Source organism: Ralstonia psammae, assembly GCF_958405935.1.
Taxonomy (GTDB): Bacteria; Pseudomonadota; Gammaproteobacteria; order Burkholderiales; family Burkholderiaceae; genus Ralstonia; species Ralstonia psammae.
In genome coordinates, this window is record NZ_CATZBU010000002.1 from 341,354 (window position 1) to 355,337 (window position 13,984).

General features: G+C 65.3%; 18 protein-coding genes. All 18 read right to left on the reverse strand.

The genetic code is table 11. The features are described 5' to 3' along the window. Nucleotides 1-95 precede the first annotated feature (95 nt). Nucleotides 96-332 (reverse strand): hypothetical protein, encoded by a 237-nt coding sequence (locus R2N16_RS05260; RefSeq protein ID WP_316664502.1) that lies wholly within the window; start codon nt 330-332, stop codon nt 96-98. Nucleotides 333-450: 118 nt separating this feature from the next. Beyond that, nucleotides 451-918 carry an XkdW family protein gene (locus tag R2N16_RS05265; protein ID WP_316664503.1) on the reverse strand — a complete coding sequence of 156 codons (468 nt, stop codon included), beginning with the start codon at nt 916-918 and terminating at the stop codon, nt 451-453. A gap of 9 nt (nt 919-927) precedes the next feature. Beyond that, nucleotides 928-2,709 (reverse strand): phage tail protein, encoded by a 1,782-nt coding sequence (locus tag R2N16_RS05270; RefSeq protein WP_316664504.1) that lies wholly within the window; start codon nt 2,707-2,709, stop codon nt 928-930. Further along, complete coding sequence (locus R2N16_RS05275; protein WP_316664506.1) at nt 2,633-3,253, reverse strand: phage tail protein I; 621 nt, start codon at nt 3,251-3,253, stop codon at nt 2,633-2,635. Before R2N16_RS05275 ends, R2N16_RS05270 begins: the two co-directional genes overlap by 77 nt. Continuing rightward, entirely contained in the window at nt 3,246-4,133 is an 888-nt protein-coding gene (locus R2N16_RS05280; RefSeq protein WP_316664507.1) for a baseplate assembly protein, read from the reverse strand. Before R2N16_RS05280 ends, R2N16_RS05275 begins: the two co-directional genes overlap by 8 nt. After that, the gene (locus tag R2N16_RS05285; RefSeq protein WP_316664508.1) at nt 4,130-4,447 is read right to left on the reverse strand and encodes a GPW/gp25 family protein; all 318 of its coding nucleotides are present in this window, start codon (nt 4,445-4,447) and stop codon (nt 4,130-4,132) included. The genes R2N16_RS05280 and R2N16_RS05285 overlap by 4 nt, the downstream gene beginning before the upstream one ends. 73 nt (nt 4,448-4,520) lie before the next feature. Further along, nucleotides 4,521-5,195, reverse strand: coding sequence for a phage baseplate assembly protein V (locus R2N16_RS05290; protein ID WP_316664509.1), 675 nt, complete (start codon nt 5,193-5,195; stop codon nt 4,521-4,523). Continuing rightward, a complete protein-coding gene (locus tag R2N16_RS05295) occupies nt 5,176-5,688 on the reverse strand; it encodes a hypothetical protein (protein ID WP_316664510.1) in 513 nt (170 codons plus the stop codon). Before R2N16_RS05295 ends, R2N16_RS05290 begins: the two co-directional genes overlap by 20 nt. Continuing rightward, nucleotides 5,678-6,220 carry a phage tail protein gene (locus R2N16_RS05300; protein ID WP_316664511.1) on the reverse strand — a complete coding sequence of 181 codons (543 nt, stop codon included), beginning with the start codon at nt 6,218-6,220 and terminating at the stop codon, nt 5,678-5,680. Before R2N16_RS05300 ends, R2N16_RS05295 begins: the two co-directional genes overlap by 11 nt. After that, nucleotides 6,205-6,522 (reverse strand): head-tail joining protein, encoded by a 318-nt coding sequence (locus R2N16_RS05305; protein WP_316664512.1) that lies wholly within the window; start codon nt 6,520-6,522, stop codon nt 6,205-6,207. Before R2N16_RS05305 ends, R2N16_RS05300 begins: the two co-directional genes overlap by 16 nt. Nucleotide 6,523: 1 nt before the next feature. Then, entirely contained in the window at nt 6,524-7,525 is a 1,002-nt protein-coding gene (locus R2N16_RS05310) for a major capsid protein (protein ID WP_316664513.1), read from the reverse strand. Nucleotides 7,526-7,554: 29 nt separating this feature from the next. Further along, nucleotides 7,555-7,890, reverse strand: a complete 336-nt coding sequence (locus tag R2N16_RS05315) for a head decoration protein (protein WP_316664514.1) — start codon at nt 7,888-7,890, stop codon at nt 7,555-7,557. A gap of 23 nt (nt 7,891-7,913) precedes the next feature. Then, nucleotides 7,914-8,999 (reverse strand): head maturation protease, ClpP-related, encoded by a 1,086-nt coding sequence (locus R2N16_RS05320; RefSeq protein WP_316664515.1) that lies wholly within the window; start codon nt 8,997-8,999, stop codon nt 7,914-7,916. Continuing rightward, entirely contained in the window at nt 8,989-10,494 is a 1,506-nt protein-coding gene (locus R2N16_RS05325) for a phage portal protein (RefSeq protein WP_316664516.1), read from the reverse strand. The genes R2N16_RS05320 and R2N16_RS05325 overlap by 11 nt, the downstream gene beginning before the upstream one ends. Next, nucleotides 10,491-10,697, reverse strand: a complete 207-nt coding sequence (locus R2N16_RS05330; RefSeq protein ID WP_045203149.1) for a phage head-tail joining protein — start codon at nt 10,695-10,697, stop codon at nt 10,491-10,493. Before R2N16_RS05330 ends, R2N16_RS05325 begins: the two co-directional genes overlap by 4 nt. 8 nt (nt 10,698-10,705) lie before the next feature. Next, a complete protein-coding gene (locus tag R2N16_RS05335; protein WP_316664517.1) occupies nt 10,706-12,652 on the reverse strand; it encodes a phage terminase large subunit family protein in 1,947 nt (648 codons plus the stop codon). Continuing rightward, nucleotides 12,649-13,293: a hypothetical protein gene (locus R2N16_RS05340; protein WP_316664518.1), complete on the reverse strand. Its 645-nt coding sequence runs from the start codon at nt 13,291-13,293 to the stop codon at nt 12,649-12,651. Before R2N16_RS05340 ends, R2N16_RS05335 begins: the two co-directional genes overlap by 4 nt. A gap of 295 nt (nt 13,294-13,588) precedes the next feature. Then, the gene (locus R2N16_RS05345) at nt 13,589-13,957 is read right to left on the reverse strand and encodes a hypothetical protein (RefSeq protein WP_316664849.1); all 369 of its coding nucleotides are present in this window, start codon (nt 13,955-13,957) and stop codon (nt 13,589-13,591) included. Between the last annotated feature and the right edge of the window lie 27 nt (nt 13,958-13,984).

The window sequence follows — 13,984 nt, forward strand, 5'->3', positions numbered from 1 at the left end:
CTCGATGGGAAGTGAGAAAAGAAAAAGCCCCGCGCAGTGGCGGGGCTTGCTGGGTTGGGGGTGAGCGCGCTGACAGGCCAGCGCACTATGTCGACTTAGTTGTCGATGTCGATCTCGATGGGATAACGCCCGTCGCGCGGCACATGCGCCTGCTGCGTGTGGATGGATTTCCCTGCGCTGTACACCGTGACGGTGTAAGTGCCCTCGGCGATCTCGATTTCCTTGCCGAAATCGACGCCGTTATGGCCCCACCGCGCCGTGCCAACCGTGACGGCCGGCCCGACGAGATTCTCTTTGTTGTGCCCCACAAGGGTGACGACGACTTTTGCCATGATTGCTCCTCAACAGTTGAGCGTTGGACGGGTCGTCATGGGCGCCTGTATGAGAATGGCGCTCCGATGACCCTTCGTACGGTAGGGAGCGAGGCATCGGTTTCCTATGGGGCATGCGTCATGGGCCGGACGTTTCTGCCGCGGCCGCCTGATCATTCGAGGGCATCAGTTCCGACAGTGCATCGGGAATGACCGGCCATGCAAACTCGACCGGAAAGCCCGGCAGCGATGTCACGTCGCGCAACGCCTGGCGGTATTGGCCGGCCAGGCGCATGCGCTCCATGTCGCCCGCGTCCATCGCCTTGTAGACCAGCGTGTCGGCCACCTTGAGACGACGCTCTCGCTCGGCGCGCGCGTCGCGTGCCAGAACGAAGGTGCGCGCCGCAGCGCCGTGCTTCTGGACGAGCGCTTTGAGCCCTTCTTCTGTTGGCGCCGGGCTGGCGAGCTTCCATTCGTAGATCTGAGCGTCTGACAGTTGCTCGCTAGTCTCCGGGGAGACAAGGTGAAAAACCCAAAAATCGGTACCGTGCACCGCCTCGGGGTATTCCTGTTGAATACAGAAAATCAGTTCGTCGTGTGTCAGCATGGGGGCATATCACTGATTGCGCAGCCAGACGGCGCGTAGGTATAAGAGATAGAAGGCATTACGCAGGCCCACCAGCACCCATGGCGCTGGCACGTCGGCAGAACCACCGCGTTCACCCGTGGGGACTGCCCCAAACTCTGCAATACCGCTTGCCCACTGGCATTGCCCGCCGGCGCCAGCTTTGCCGTTGTTCAGGTTGGTGAGGTATTCGGACAACCACATCCCCGCCCACTGCATGTAGACATTGCCGTTGGTGGCGAGGATGCCGGCACCCGCCTTGATCGCGCCTTTGGAGACGAATTCACCGTTGCCGTTGAAGACAAAGGCAAGGCTGGTGTCCCCCACGTGCATCGCTACGAGTGGAACGGAGGCGTTGGTCCCTCCCGCATAGGCTTCCAGTGCGGCCAGATGCCGTTGACCCCATTGCGTCCATCGCAAGCCCATGTAAGCGGCGCCGGGTTCTGGGCAGTCGATTTGCAAAGCGGGCGTTCGGCCGCCGGTCCAGTCGACCCATGCACCGCCTATCGAACTACTTCCATTGGGTGAGACCGACAACGCTGTCTGACCGTATCCCACTCCGAATCGAAGCCCCTTACCTGCGGCGAGCGAGCCACCGTCCGCCGTGAGCGGCGCGGGAAGATTGCTTGTATCCCATGGCGTTGACCCCGCAAAAGCGGGCCTAGCCGCAAACTCGACGTTGCCTGACTCGAAGTCGATACAGAACGGCGTGTGTCTATTGGTGCCGTCGACGTTGTAACTATTCAGGACAAGGTTGCCCGACGGCCCGGCCATGAACAGGCGCCAGATGACCGTCTCACCGCCGAACTCAAGAAAGCCACGCCCGTCGTTGTTATGCGCCGGTAGGTTTACCCCGCCACGCGTCTTGAACAGATCGGCCACGATCCCGGCTGGGGAGAACATGTTTCCGTTGCCGTCGATTGAGCACACTCGCACGTACGTCGAGAAGTCGCCATTGGCAGCCGTATTGCGGTCGATGATGAGTTGCCCTTGGTTAGGCACCACGCGAAAGCGCCCAACCGTGATGGGCTGTGCCGTGTCAGTCAGGAGAAGCTCATTCGACGGGCCGCTGATGTCGACAATGCCTGTGACTACGCCACCTGAACGTGGCAAGGCGTCGGCCGCGATCTCTTGTACTTCATCGACATGCGCAGACAACGCCTCAACCGATGCCTTGGTCGCGTAACGCTTCTCGGCGTCGCCGCTTGCCATGCGCACGGCTGTCACCTGCTCATCAACGTACTCGCGCGTCGCTACCACGATTGCGGGGTCGATCTTGAGCACAATGCTGCCCGCAGCCTTGTGGATCAGCATCATGCGGTAGAACTGTCCACGCCCGGAGCCCTCTGCAAGGACGGGCTTGTAGCTGGGCGGCACGTTGGCCACTGCAAACAGCTCGCCGTCCTGATCGTACAGGCCCAGCTCGCGCGTCCACCAGCCGCCCACCTCTTCGGGCAGGTAGACCTCTGCAATCACGATGCTTGGGTTCTTTTCATCGCGTACGAGGCGGTTCAGCGGCCGGCGCAGGCGCTCGCGCACCAACGCGCGCTGTACGGCGCTCGGCATGACGTCTGCGTCTGCGCCGCCGTCGATACCGCCGTCGCCGACGGCCATTTCCGTGAGCGGAACCATCGTATTGGTGACCAGCGCGCGGGCCATTTTGGCCTCGCCGATCTCCGTCAAAGTCGCAAAGTACTTAGCCATTCGATACCGTAGTGATTTCAATGATGTGGGCGGCCACCGCTGAGTGGGTGGTGCCTTCTGCGGCGACAACGTCGGGCATGTACGGGTACACGGTCACGGTATCGCCCTCGATGCAGGCAGCGTGCGTGCCTGCGTAGCCCGCGATCTCTGCACTGAGCGTGAGGCTGGCGAGGTGCCGCGAGAGCGGCCGTACGTCGTCGACGATCTGTTCAATCTCTTGATAGGCAGCCTCGGTAACGCCCGTGTTCTCGATGCCGACGTCGAGCGCGAACGTGCCGCGCCTGCCGGGTGGCTGCGTTTGCCACCACTCCTGAAGCGTCAACCGATAGCCCAGTGGCTCCAGAGCGCGCCGCAAAGCCCCCGCCGTGCCCTTGCGCTGGTGCACGGCAAACGCATCTCGGACGACATGGCGCTTGACCTCTTCCGGCCAGTTCGCATTCCACCGGTCTACCGATCGGGCACTTGCCAGGTATGGCAGCAGCGGCACGGGGCACGTGTCTGCATCCCAAAGCTGATTGAGCGGTACCGGCGTGTCGAGCAGCGTGAGGATGGTCTGCGCAAGTGCCCGCTCAAGCGGTGTGGCGTTGGCCGGCAGCAGCGTCTTGTCACTCATCCATGCCCCCGACAACGACGTCGATACCCTCGCAGTACGACGCCTCTGTCAGGTCGACAATGACGTCTTCGGCGGGCTCTGACACCTCGACGCGCTGCACGCCTGAAACGTGCGCGGCTGCGAAGATGGCAGAGCGCCGGACGTCGCGGCCGATGCGGCGCTGTTCGCGTGCGTAGGCGTTGAGGCGCTCCCATGCCGCGGCCACCATCGGCTCGGCCTCGGGGCCTGGGTAGTGGTACAGCACGATGCGCAGGCGGTACCGAATGATGCGGGCGGCCTGCACGGTCAGCCGGTCGCCCAGCGGGCGCACGTCTTCATCGCTCAGGGCCTGCCGCACGCGCTCGACGAGTTCGTCGGACGCGGTGCCATCGCCTTCGTTGCTGAGCACGGAGACAATGACTTCTGCCGGCGCCGGCGAGATCGCTCGCGCATCTGCCACGCGGCCGTCTGCGGCACGTGCGTGCAGCTCGTAGGCTGCGCGTGGGCCAGCCACAGAGAGACGCTCGAACGCGCCCTGCGCACGCGTGCGCAAGCTGGCTTCCGATTCCATAACGGGCGCGACGGGCGGGAACGCTTCCGGGTCGCCCGGCACGGCAACAAGCCGTTTCGTGTCCAGGCCGGCCGCAAGGTGTTCGAGATCGGCGCCGACGGCAAAGCCCAGCATGGTCGACCGAGCGGAGTCGTTCACGTGCGCGCGCTGTTGCACGTCGACGTACGCGAGCAGCTCGAGCAGCTTCACCACAGGGTCTGATTCCATGGTGGCGGACCACTCCGGGCACAGCGCCCTGAAGGTCGCAAGGTGCCGCTGGTAGCTCGCCTCGATGTCGAGCGGTTCAACGACATCGGGCGGTGGCAATGCGGACAGGTCAATTACGCTCATGACATCACCTTCAGATCGACGGCCCGTTCGTTGTAGATACCGACGACACGCCAGACCACTTTGCCGTCTTCAATGCCTTCCACCCGCACGCGCGAGAGGCGTAGACGCGGCTCCCACCGGGTAATGGCGCGTGCGGCTTCGGCCTGCGCTGCGGCAACCCACCCACGTGTAATGGGCAGGTCGACGCGGTTGGGCAGATCACTGCCGTATTCGGGCCGCTCGCGCCGCGTGCCGCGACGTGTGCTGAGGATGTCGGTCAGGCTTTGCAGCAGGTGGTCCATGCCCGAGAGCAGCGCGCCCGTGCGTCTGTTCATGCCGACGATGGCCACTGTGCCTCCAACGAAAAAAGGCGGCACGTGGCCGCCTTGCGATTGATGATTGGGAAACCTAGAACGGCGCGCCCACCGGGGCGCCGTCGCCCTGCTCCATGTGGGAGTGGCCGCGCAGGGAAACATCGCCTGCGACCACGTCGTCGGTGGCTTGGATGCCGCCTTGAATGGCGACAGCGGCCCCGCCTGCGGCGCCCTGCCCGGTCATCCCGCCCATGAACGCCAGCGCCTTTTCCACCAAGGCATTGCCGGTGAAGGTGGAGGCCGGCACATCGGCGAGCAGTTGCGGCGCCTTCAGCTCGGCGCCGTCGCTGCGCAGCGTGAGCGACGTGTCGCCCACCTGCAGGACGATTTGACCGCCTGCCGGCACCGCGAGCCGGTATTCGTGCGCGGCGTGGTCGTAGTGCTCGCGGGCGCCGTCTGGGTAGTCGCAGGCGGTAACGTCTGCCGAATCGCCGTTCGCGCCGCCGTGCTGGTCTGTGTAGAAGCCGGCCAGGACGAAGCCGCCTTCGAGGCAGCCCGACGGCGAGACGAGCAATGCCTGCTCGCCCGGCGACGGCGGGCGCCACTCGCGCACGGCGCCCGCGGCACGCGACCACCACGGCAGCCAGTCAGACGTCCAGTCGGCAACGTTAACGGTGCAGCGGGCGGCGGCGACGTCGACCTGCGCTATCACGCCGGCCTGCACGATGCACGCTAGGCGCCGGTCTGATTCACCCGCTTCGTAGCCCATAGTCGGCCCCGGTGTGGCGCGGCTGGATGTCGAAATCGACGGTCGTGCCGCTGGTGTCTTCAAACGCCCATTCGGGCGGCCCGAGGTCGAACTCGTGTTTCCATTCGGCGGCGATGACGCTATAGCCGTCCAGATCGGGGCGCATGCCGTCCGGGTGGAAGCCGTCGCTCTCCAGCTCGGCCATCGTGACGGGCAGGCCCCACGTCTGGTGGTGCAGTACCTTGATGAGTCGCGCGGCCAGCGCCCACATGGCAGCTTCCGCGTTTGCCTCTGTTGGATCGCCGACCACGCGCACCTCCACTACCATCGTGACGGGCGGTTGTCCGGTGCCGGCATCTGTACCGGGCCGGAGCGCGCCAACATACAGCAGGATGGCGGGCAGCGGCAGGCGTTCTTCGATCTCTGGCGCCCAGCCGATGAGGGCGACGTCGGGGAACTCCGCTTTCAAGCGGGATTCGACGGCGTTGAACAGTTGTTGCAGATCAGCGAGCATGGCCGGTTGCCTTGAGGATTTCGTATTTCACTTCCTGCTCCAGGATGACCATGAGGCGCGCTTCGATTTCGGCGGCGGCTTTGCGGAAGGCGGCTTCGCCCTTGTCTGCCCAGTCGAGGTTGACGCCCTCGATAGGCATTCGCGCCTTGCCGACCCGGCGGAAGACCTTGCCGTCGTTTTTGCTGCCGCGCTTGCTTCGGTAGATCCACGCATTGTCGAACCGGTGCCGGCCGACGGACACGCCGCGCCGTGTTTGGCGAGGGTTGCCGAGCCGGTGCGCCTCGATGGCGTTGAGGCCAAGCCAGACCTTGCCTTTGTCGGCGCTGCGCAGGAAGAAGTACAGCCGCTGCCGTATCAACTTCTGGGCGATCTGCATTTCCGCAGAGACCTGCTTGGCGGTCTGGCCCTTCACCCAGTTGGCGCTCTTCTTCAGGGCGCGGCGCCAGGCGTTTCGCATGGCTTCCTTTCCTAGGTGACTCAGGGGCGCAAGCGCTCCAGCAATGTCGAGCTCGGCCTTTAACGTGACGGACATGGTTCGGGCCTCAGAACGAGCTTGGTCATGCCGGAGCCATCCGGTTGCAGTTCCATGACGCTGAACACATCGCCCAGCGCCTTCACCCGCGTGCGCGGCCGGACGCCTGCGGCATCGGCATCACGCAGGATCACGAACGGCTCACGCAGGCCCGTGCGCTGCCCGCGCATGGCTTCGACGTCCAGCCAGGGCGAATAGAACATGCCCATCACCGGCTCTGGCTTGCCGTCGATTTCCACCGCGTCGGACAGCGCTTCAAAGACTGCCGTGTCGAGGTCGGCCACGTGGTCCCGGAACGCCATATCAGGCGGCCTTGCCCGTGGTGGCCGACAGCTTGATCACGGCGCGCGGGCGGGTGCACAGGTGCAGCGGGTTGGACTGCGCTTCCAGCTCGACGGCCTTACCGAATTTGCCGGCTTCCTGCTTGGCGTAATACGGCAGGCCGTTGGTGTTGACGGCCTCCATGTAGTCGGCCGGCGCGAAACGCGTGATGAACAGTTCGGGCACGCCTTCCGGCACGGCGTAGGCTTCGTCGTCGCCGATGTAGCCAACGTTGCCAACGCGCCCGCGATAGCGCTCCCACGTGACGCCGCCGAAGTCGAACGTGTCACGCGGGTCGCCACGCAGAGCGGCGGCCATCTGGGTGTTGAGATACGTCTCGCGGATGTCCTTGGACGTCATCAACTGACGCCAGAAGTTGCGCCCGCACAGAGCGCGCACGCCCGTATGCGGCGTGGCGCCGAGCGAATCCTCGATCATGTCGAGCAGTTCCAGCGTGGAGGAACGCACGTCGCCGATGAGGATGGGCAGTTGCTGTTGCTTCAGGCCGAAGCGCTCGAACAGATCGACCAGGACGGATTTGCCGTCCGAGTCGAGGATCTGGCCCTTGATGGCGCCGATGCGGTGGAACTCGTGGGTGGCATCGAGCTGGCGGCGCATCTTCTGCAGGCGCTTGCTGACCACGCTCTGCAGGGCTTCCAGTTCGGTTTCTTCGCCGAAGGCGCGCAGGTTCTGCACTTCATCGGCCTTGATGGTGGCGATTTCGGGCAGGTGCACGGCGTTGAACGGAATCACCTGACGCTTGCCGCCGACCACAACCTGCCCGGGCGAGCCACGCTCTGCCGAGGCGACGAGCTGCAGTTGTTCACCGTCGCGCTCGATCTGTGCGGTGGTGACGGTCATGCCCTCCTCTTCGAACAGGCCGAGGGCGGCCAGCCGCGAGGGCACCGTCTCCAGCTCGTTGATGCTGGCGGTGAGCGCCGTCATGGAAAAGGCGTCGTCATTGAACAGGGCCATATCAGCCATGTGTTTCTCCTGAATTCGGGTGGGTGTGCTTAGCGGACGGCGATGAAGGCGGCGAGCAGGTCGGTGCGCGCTTTGGCGTCCAGGCCGGTCAAGCGAGCCTCGGCTACTTCCGCGAGGCGCACGATGGCGGTGGCGCGGCGGACGGCTTCCGAGGCACGCAGCGGTGCGTAGAGGATGGCGGCGGCTTTGCCTTCGTCGGCGGTGCCGTAGGGGACGTAACCGGTGCCATCGGCTGCGTGCTCGAGCAGTTGGCCCGCAGGCAGCGCGTCGCCAGCGGCGACGGCGATCTGCTCACGCGAAAGGCTGCCCGGCGCTTCGGTCAGCAGGAATTCGGCGGTTTGCACGCCTTGTGTCTGGATCTGCATCTTCGTGACTCCAATGTGTGGCTTCAGGCGAACGCCGAAGCGGATTTCTTGCGGCGGGCGCTGTAGATGCTCGGGCCGTGCGGGCCGGTCTTGCGCTCAATGGTTTCCTGCCCTGTCACAGGCTGGCGGTTAGACAGGCCCGGCGTGCTGCTCGCCATGACGCGGTCGTACAACCGGGCGCGGACCTGATCGGCGTTCAGGCCGTCAGCAACGAATTGCGCGGCCAACTCAGGCAGGTGCGCTGCTGTGCAGAGGCCGGCGATGTCTTTAGCGCGGGCGACAACGGCGTCGATGGCTTCGGTGCTGGCGAGCGCGCTGGATGACACGACGGCCTCGGCCAGTTGCGGCAGGCCGGCGGCGCGGCACGCGGCAAAGGCGTGTTGCGCGAGCGCGCCGGGATCGGGTGGCGGCGTGGTGGCGACAGGCTGCGGCGATGGCGCGGGCGGTTGCAGCGTTGCGGGCGGCGCAACCTCCAGCGCGTTCAGCAATGCCTCTGGCGTGTGCTGGAAACGCGCGAGCAGCTCTTCGGTGCGCACGGACGCCTGCAGCTTGACGGGCGCCTCGATCTGGTCGGCGAAGCCGCGATCTTTGGCCTCGACCGCCGTCATCCACGTCTCGGCGTCCATCATGGCGACGATCTCATCGTCGGCCAGGCCGCACTTGTTGCGGTAAGCGGCGACGATGCCGTCGCGCGTCTTGTCGAGCAGGTCGGCGGTCTTGCGCATCTGCGCCGCGTCGCCGGCGGCGATGGTCCACGCATTGTGGATCATCATCATGGCGTTCTCCGGCATGACGATGGCGTCACCCGCCATGACGACGAGCGACGCAGCAGAGGCGGCGATGCCATCCACCCGCGCCGTGACCTTGCCGCTGTAGCGGCGCAGCGCGTTGTAGATGGCAAAGCCGTCGAACACATCGCCGCCGCCAGAATTGACGGCCACGAGGATTTCGTCGGCGTCCTTTGCCACGGCGTCCAGCTCGTTGACGAATGCCTTGGCGGTGGTGCCCCAAAAGCCGATGTCGTCATAGATGCGCAATTCAGCGACCGTCTTGCCGGCGGCGTTGCGCGCGGCCTTGAGGTCGTACCACTTCCTCTGTTTAGCTTTCATCGTTGGTGTGTTCCATGTTGTCGGTGGCATCGCCGGACATGTCGCGCTGGCGGGCGTCGGAATCGAACACGAGGCCGAGCCTGTCGGCGCGTTCGAAGTCGGCTGCGTACTCGGCGTCGGTGGTTTCCGGGTCTTCGCCCTGGGCGAGGATCGTGGCCGAGCGGCTGGCCAGCCCGGCGCGGATGGCGATGCGCTGTGCCTGCACGTCTTGCAGCGGGTTGATGTACGGCCAGCCTTGCGGCACCCAGCGCACACGCAGGTAGAAACGGCGGTCCCGGTAGTAGTTGGGCATGGGCAGCACGCCCGACAGCGCCACTGCGTCTGTCCAAGCGGCCCACACGGGGCGGCAGTACTGGTGGATGAAGACGTTCCACTGCAACTGCTCAAGCTGGCGCCGGAATTCACCGAGGATGACCCGCAGCGCGCGATCGCTGACGTCTCGCAGGTCGCCGGTGAGCACTTCGTATGGCAGGCCCACGGATGCGGCGGCGGCCATGAGCTGCTGGCGCATGAAGGGGCCGTAATCGGTGCCGGCGCCCGGCGGTTCGGCAAACTGCACCTCCTCGCCGGGCAGCAATTCCTGCAGGGAGCCGGGCTCCATCGACGTGAGCGCTGTGCCATCGGCATCGAACTCGATTGGCTTGCCCGTCACCGTATCCAGCTTCACGCTGGTCGGTGCTGGCCGGGTGATGAAGCCGGCGAAGAGGTTTGCCACCTCCTGCCGCACAAGCACTGCATCGTCGAAGCTGTCGAGCGTGTGCAAGCGCAGGAGCACCGTCGCCAGCGCTGAGCAACCCCGCACCGCACCCGGCCGCACTGGCTCGAATACGTGCTGGATCTCGGCGGCCGGCACGCGCACCATTCCCGCCTGCGTGGTCGCCCGCCCTGTCTCGCCCGGGTGGCGTCGGTGCAGGTGGTAGGCAACGCGGTCGCCGTCTCGGTCGAACTCGACGCCGGAAACAATCTCGCTGCCGTTGGGCAGCAGTTGGTTCATGTTGGCCGGCAGGTGGTCGGCTTCGAAAAGCTGCACCTGCAGCGGCACGCACAAGCCACGTTCGGGACGGCGCGGACGTACGCGGTTCAGCACCTCCCCGTCGGTAAACAGGGAGCGAGCGGCGAGCGTCTGCAAGCCGTAGAAATCGAGCAGGCCATCGGCGTCGGCTTCCGGTACCCAGTCGCTCCACAGCTCTTTGAGCGCGCTGCACATGTCGGGGTCGGGATGCTCGGGATGAGGCACGATGCCAGTCCCAATCGCATTGGTCACCAAGCTTGCAATCGCTTTCTTGGCCCATGGGTCATTGCGGACGGCACCTCGGGCGCGCGTGCGGATGGTACCGAGGTTTTGCGTGACAGAGGCGTTTGGCCCAGCGCCCGAAGTGCGCCAGGCGCGACCACGGCTGCCGGTGGTGCCGCCAGCCTCGTATGCCTGCGCCCGGACCGCCCGCTCCGCCGGCAAGACGAAACCAAGCTGGCCCAGCGCAGGAAAACGGGTCATGTCACCCCCTTCCCTGCCGAGCGCAGCCGGATCACGCGCGATGCCGGTGCGGCGTCTTCGAGGTTGCGGACGATCTCGCTGCGGATGCGCAGCATTTCGTCCACGGAGCGGTATCGAGCGCGCCGGTCCTGAAACTGAACCTCGAGCTCGCCCTTTACCAGCGCACGCTCGATGCGCTGGAGATCTTGCTTCGTGTAAGCCATGCGGTTCTCTATCGTCGTTTGAGGTAGCGCGACGCCGCCACGCGGCGGCGTGTGTGCGCGGTGCGCGGCGGCTCTAGGGCCGGTGGTGCGGCGGCTTCTTGCGGCGCTTCGTCGTTAACGGGCGCCGCGGCAAACAGGCTGCCTTGATCGAAGTGCAGCCGCAGCCGGCGCCAGTCGGGTTCCTGATACTTGTGCACGCCCAGGTAATACGCGGCGGCGAGGTTGTAGACGTTGAGGTCCAGGATCTCGTTACGGTCGCCGCGCGCCTTGACCCATTCGGTGCGCGGGAAGCCCTTCACGTAGCGCACGATCTGCTTTTCAGCGGTGAGCTGCTTGTAGAACTCCATGGGGAGATCGTTCGAGAAGTGCAGCGCGCCGGGGCCGCTGGTCAACTTGAAGCGGTTGTAGATCCAGTCCTTGGCGGTGTCGGTGCCGACGATCCACAGTTCGGCGCCATCGACTTCGGTGGTGCCTTGCCACGTGACATCCACGCGCGAGGGGCGCTGTGCGATCACGGGCCGGTTGGGCTTGCTGGCGCCCTTCACTGCAAGCACGTGGCGCCACTGACGCAGGCGCGTGAAGTGGTACACGTCCTGCGTGTGGCTGCCGCCGGAGTCGATGGCAACGGCACGGATCTGCATCTCTTTGCCGGAGGCGTGCAGGAACGTTGCCTGCAGGGCTTCGTCCAGCGTGGTCCATAGCGCGGCGTCGGACGGGTCGCCCATGAACACCTGGTGGTCGATCGTCCAACGCTCCATGCCCTCGCCCCAACCCATGATGAGCAGTTCGAGGCGGTCGTCCTGTGTGTCGACGGCGGCGGTGAGCAGCAGCGCGCCGGCGGGCAAGGTGCGCAGGCGGTAGTCCTCGGCGCGGTCGCGCAGTTCGTCCGCGCTGGTGCGCTGCTGGGCGTTGTCCCAGACGCGCGCCAGGCGCGTGTTGTAAAACACCTGCATCAGGCCCGGATCGCCTTTCTCAAGCGCCAGCTTGGCCTCGCGGTGTTCCTTGATGAGCGCGCGCCACGACACCCAGCCCAGCGGCGAGTACACCGTCGACAGGTGAAAACCCACCGTCTCGCCGTCGCCCTGCGCGTGCGCGATCCAGCGGCCGGTCTTGAACAGTGCGGGTTTCTCGTGCTCGCGGATGCGGTAGAAGCACGCGGGGCACTCACAGTAGACGTCGGTCAGATCATCACTGGCGCGTAGCTGCTCGAATTCGAGGATGTGCTCATGACCGCAGTGCGGGCACGACACGTAGTAGTGGCGCTGGTCGCTCTGGGCGTAAAGCTCGGCGATGCGCGAGGCGCCGTCGATGGTGGGCGAACTCGAGTAGTAAAACTTGGCGTTGCGGCCGAACGTGCTGGCGCGCTTTTCGGCGATGCCGATGGGGTCGCCTTCGTTGTTCAGGTCACGCACCCAGCGGTCGATTTCGTCGCCATAGATGTAGCGCGCGGAGACTTCGGCCAGGTTGGCTGCGGAGCCGGCTGTGTTGATGAACAGCGTGCCCTTGCGGAAGTCTTTGCGCTCGGCGGTGTTGGCGGCGTCGCGCGAGCGGGTTGATGCGACGCGCTCGCGCAGGACCGGCACAGCTTCGATCGTTTTTGCCGCACGCGAAGAGAAGCGCCGTGTGAGGTTGAGTGTCGGTTGCAGCGCGAGGAAGTTGGCCGGGGCGCGATGAATCGTCGCCGAGATCCAGTTCAACGCAATCTGCGTCTTGAACAACTGCGATGCGACCATGGCGACCACGCGCAAGCACGGGTGCGCAGGCGACAGGCACTGCATGGGCTCGACGGCGTACGGCGTGCGCGCGGAGCGGTAGGGTCCAGTTTCAGCGGCGCCCGACTCGTCGGGAATCACCATGAATTCTTCGGACCACTGGTCTACCCACAACTCGGGGTCGGGCTTGAGGCCGGCCAGGAAGGCGCGGGCGAACAATGCGGCTCCGTCAGGATGGCTCACGATGTGTCGATGGGCTCCATGGAGCCGTACCTCTCTTTCCCCGCGCGTGACAGGTCGGCCAACTTGCCGCGGTCGGGATCGTTGATGGATTCAGAAAGCACGGTGGCGCCGTGGGCGATCATGTCGTCGAGCACCTTGCGCAGGGCGGCTTCGAGATGGCGCTCGACGGCCCAGGGGTCGGTCATCGAGGCAAGCTCGGGGGCGATCTGGCGCGGCAGGCCCATGATGCGATCGCGCAGGTTGGCGCCGATCTTCTCGGCGGCGTCTTCGACGGCGATGCGGCTGACCAGCAGGCCAGAGACCCATTGGTATTCGGTGCGGGCTAGCTGTGCCTGGTAGTACTCGCGTTCGGCGCGGGCGGCTTGGAAGTCGTGACCAAGGGATGGGTCGACATCGGGCGTTGTGTCTTTTGGGCTGTAGACGTCGCGGTTGATGCGTTCGGCTTCGTGGCGGGCGCGGACGGCTTCCTTTGCCGGGTCTGCGCCGCGTTTGATCTTTGCGAGCGTGGCATCGACGTCGACCAGCTTGCCGTCGGGCGTGGTGACCAGCTTCCCTTCTTTGCCAAGCTTGGTGACGTAGCTGGGCGACCAGTTCTGCCGCGCCGCGAACGCAGAGCGCGTCAGGAGGATCGTTTCACCCATGATTTCACCATTTCACCTCGTTGGAGGTGAATTTCACTAAGCTGGAAAACTGGCCGCTAACGAAGAATCGCAGGTCCGCTCACCCGCAGTACCCCATGAGCCCAGGGGCCCCCTGGCTTTCCGGGGGGGGCGAGGCCTGTGAGCTCGCGTGGCCCGACGCCCCGCCCGGCAGTCCGCCGAGCTCCAGCGAGCGCACAAAACAAAAAGCCCGACACGGCGAACCGGTCGGGCTTACGTTTTCTATGGGCGTGCGTCGCCCCACGAACCGAACTTTAAGCGACGCCCCCACGCCCCATCAATACTCGACACCGAATTTAACAATCCACGGCCTGATCGCCACCTTCGCCGCCGCATAGGCCAGCGGCTGCCGCAGCCCCGCACGCGGGTTCCGCCACACACCCGGCCCACGCCTGTTCCGGCACTCCACCCGGATCGCCAGCGCGTGGTCGCCCGAGATCGCCTCCATCGCCGCCGCCACCTGCTGCATCTGCCACGCATCCACGCTCGCCTCGTGAATGTCATCCGTCGACATCCACTGCCGCGAGCTTGCAGACCCACCGCACGTCGCATCCCGGTTCGAAAACCACTTCTCCCCCGAATACTGCGCCTCCCAGCAGAACCACGCGAACAGCAGATCATCGAGCGCCTGATCCTCGCTCGTCACCAACGCAGATCGCCTCGTCACCTCACG

What these genes read in the sequence shown, in the direction of transcription:
- R2N16_RS05280 (WP_316664507.1), bottom strand. Translation starts at nt 4,133, where the DNA reads ATGAGCGTAATTGACCTGTCCGCATTGCCACCGCCCGATGTCGTTGAA.
- R2N16_RS05275 (WP_316664506.1), bottom strand. Translation starts at nt 3,253, where the DNA reads ATGAGTGACAAGACGCTGCTGCCGGCCAACGCCACACCGCTTGAGCGG.
- R2N16_RS05265 (WP_316664503.1), bottom strand. Translation starts at nt 918, where the DNA reads ATGCTGACACACGACGAACTGATTTTCTGTATTCAACAGGAATACCCC.
- R2N16_RS05320 (WP_316664515.1), bottom strand. Translation starts at nt 8,999, where the DNA reads ATGAAAGCTAAACAGAGGAAGTGGTACGACCTCAAGGCCGCGCGCAAC.
- R2N16_RS05330 (WP_045203149.1), bottom strand. Translation starts at nt 10,697, where the DNA reads ATGGCTTACACGAAGCAAGATCTCCAGCGCATCGAGCGTGCGCTGGTA.
- R2N16_RS05260 (WP_316664502.1), bottom strand. Translation starts at nt 332, where the DNA reads ATGGCAAAAGTCGTCGTCACCCTTGTGGGGCACAACAAAGAGAATCTC.
- R2N16_RS05325 (WP_316664516.1), bottom strand. Translation starts at nt 10,494, where the DNA reads ATGACCCGTTTTCCTGCGCTGGGCCAGCTTGGTTTCGTCTTGCCGGCG.
- R2N16_RS05290 (WP_316664509.1), bottom strand. Translation starts at nt 5,195, where the DNA reads ATGGGCTACGAAGCGGGTGAATCAGACCGGCGCCTAGCGTGCATCGTG.
- R2N16_RS05310 (WP_316664513.1), bottom strand. Translation starts at nt 7,525, where the DNA reads ATGGCTGATATGGCCCTGTTCAATGACGACGCCTTTTCCATGACGGCG.
- R2N16_RS05285 (WP_316664508.1), bottom strand. Translation starts at nt 4,447, where the DNA reads ATGAACAGACGCACGGGCGCGCTGCTCTCGGGCATGGACCACCTGCTG.
- R2N16_RS05295 (WP_316664510.1), bottom strand. Translation starts at nt 5,688, where the DNA reads ATGCTCGCTGATCTGCAACAACTGTTCAACGCCGTCGAATCCCGCTTG.
- R2N16_RS05340 (WP_316664518.1), bottom strand. Translation starts at nt 13,293, where the DNA reads ATGGGTGAAACGATCCTCCTGACGCGCTCTGCGTTCGCGGCGCGGCAG.
- R2N16_RS05305 (WP_316664512.1), bottom strand. Translation starts at nt 6,522, where the DNA reads ATGGCGTTCCGGGACCACGTGGCCGACCTCGACACGGCAGTCTTTGAA.
- R2N16_RS05300 (WP_316664511.1), bottom strand. Translation starts at nt 6,220, where the DNA reads ATGTCCGTCACGTTAAAGGCCGAGCTCGACATTGCTGGAGCGCTTGCG.
- R2N16_RS05315 (WP_316664514.1), bottom strand. Translation starts at nt 7,890, where the DNA reads ATGCAGATCCAGACACAAGGCGTGCAAACCGCCGAATTCCTGCTGACC.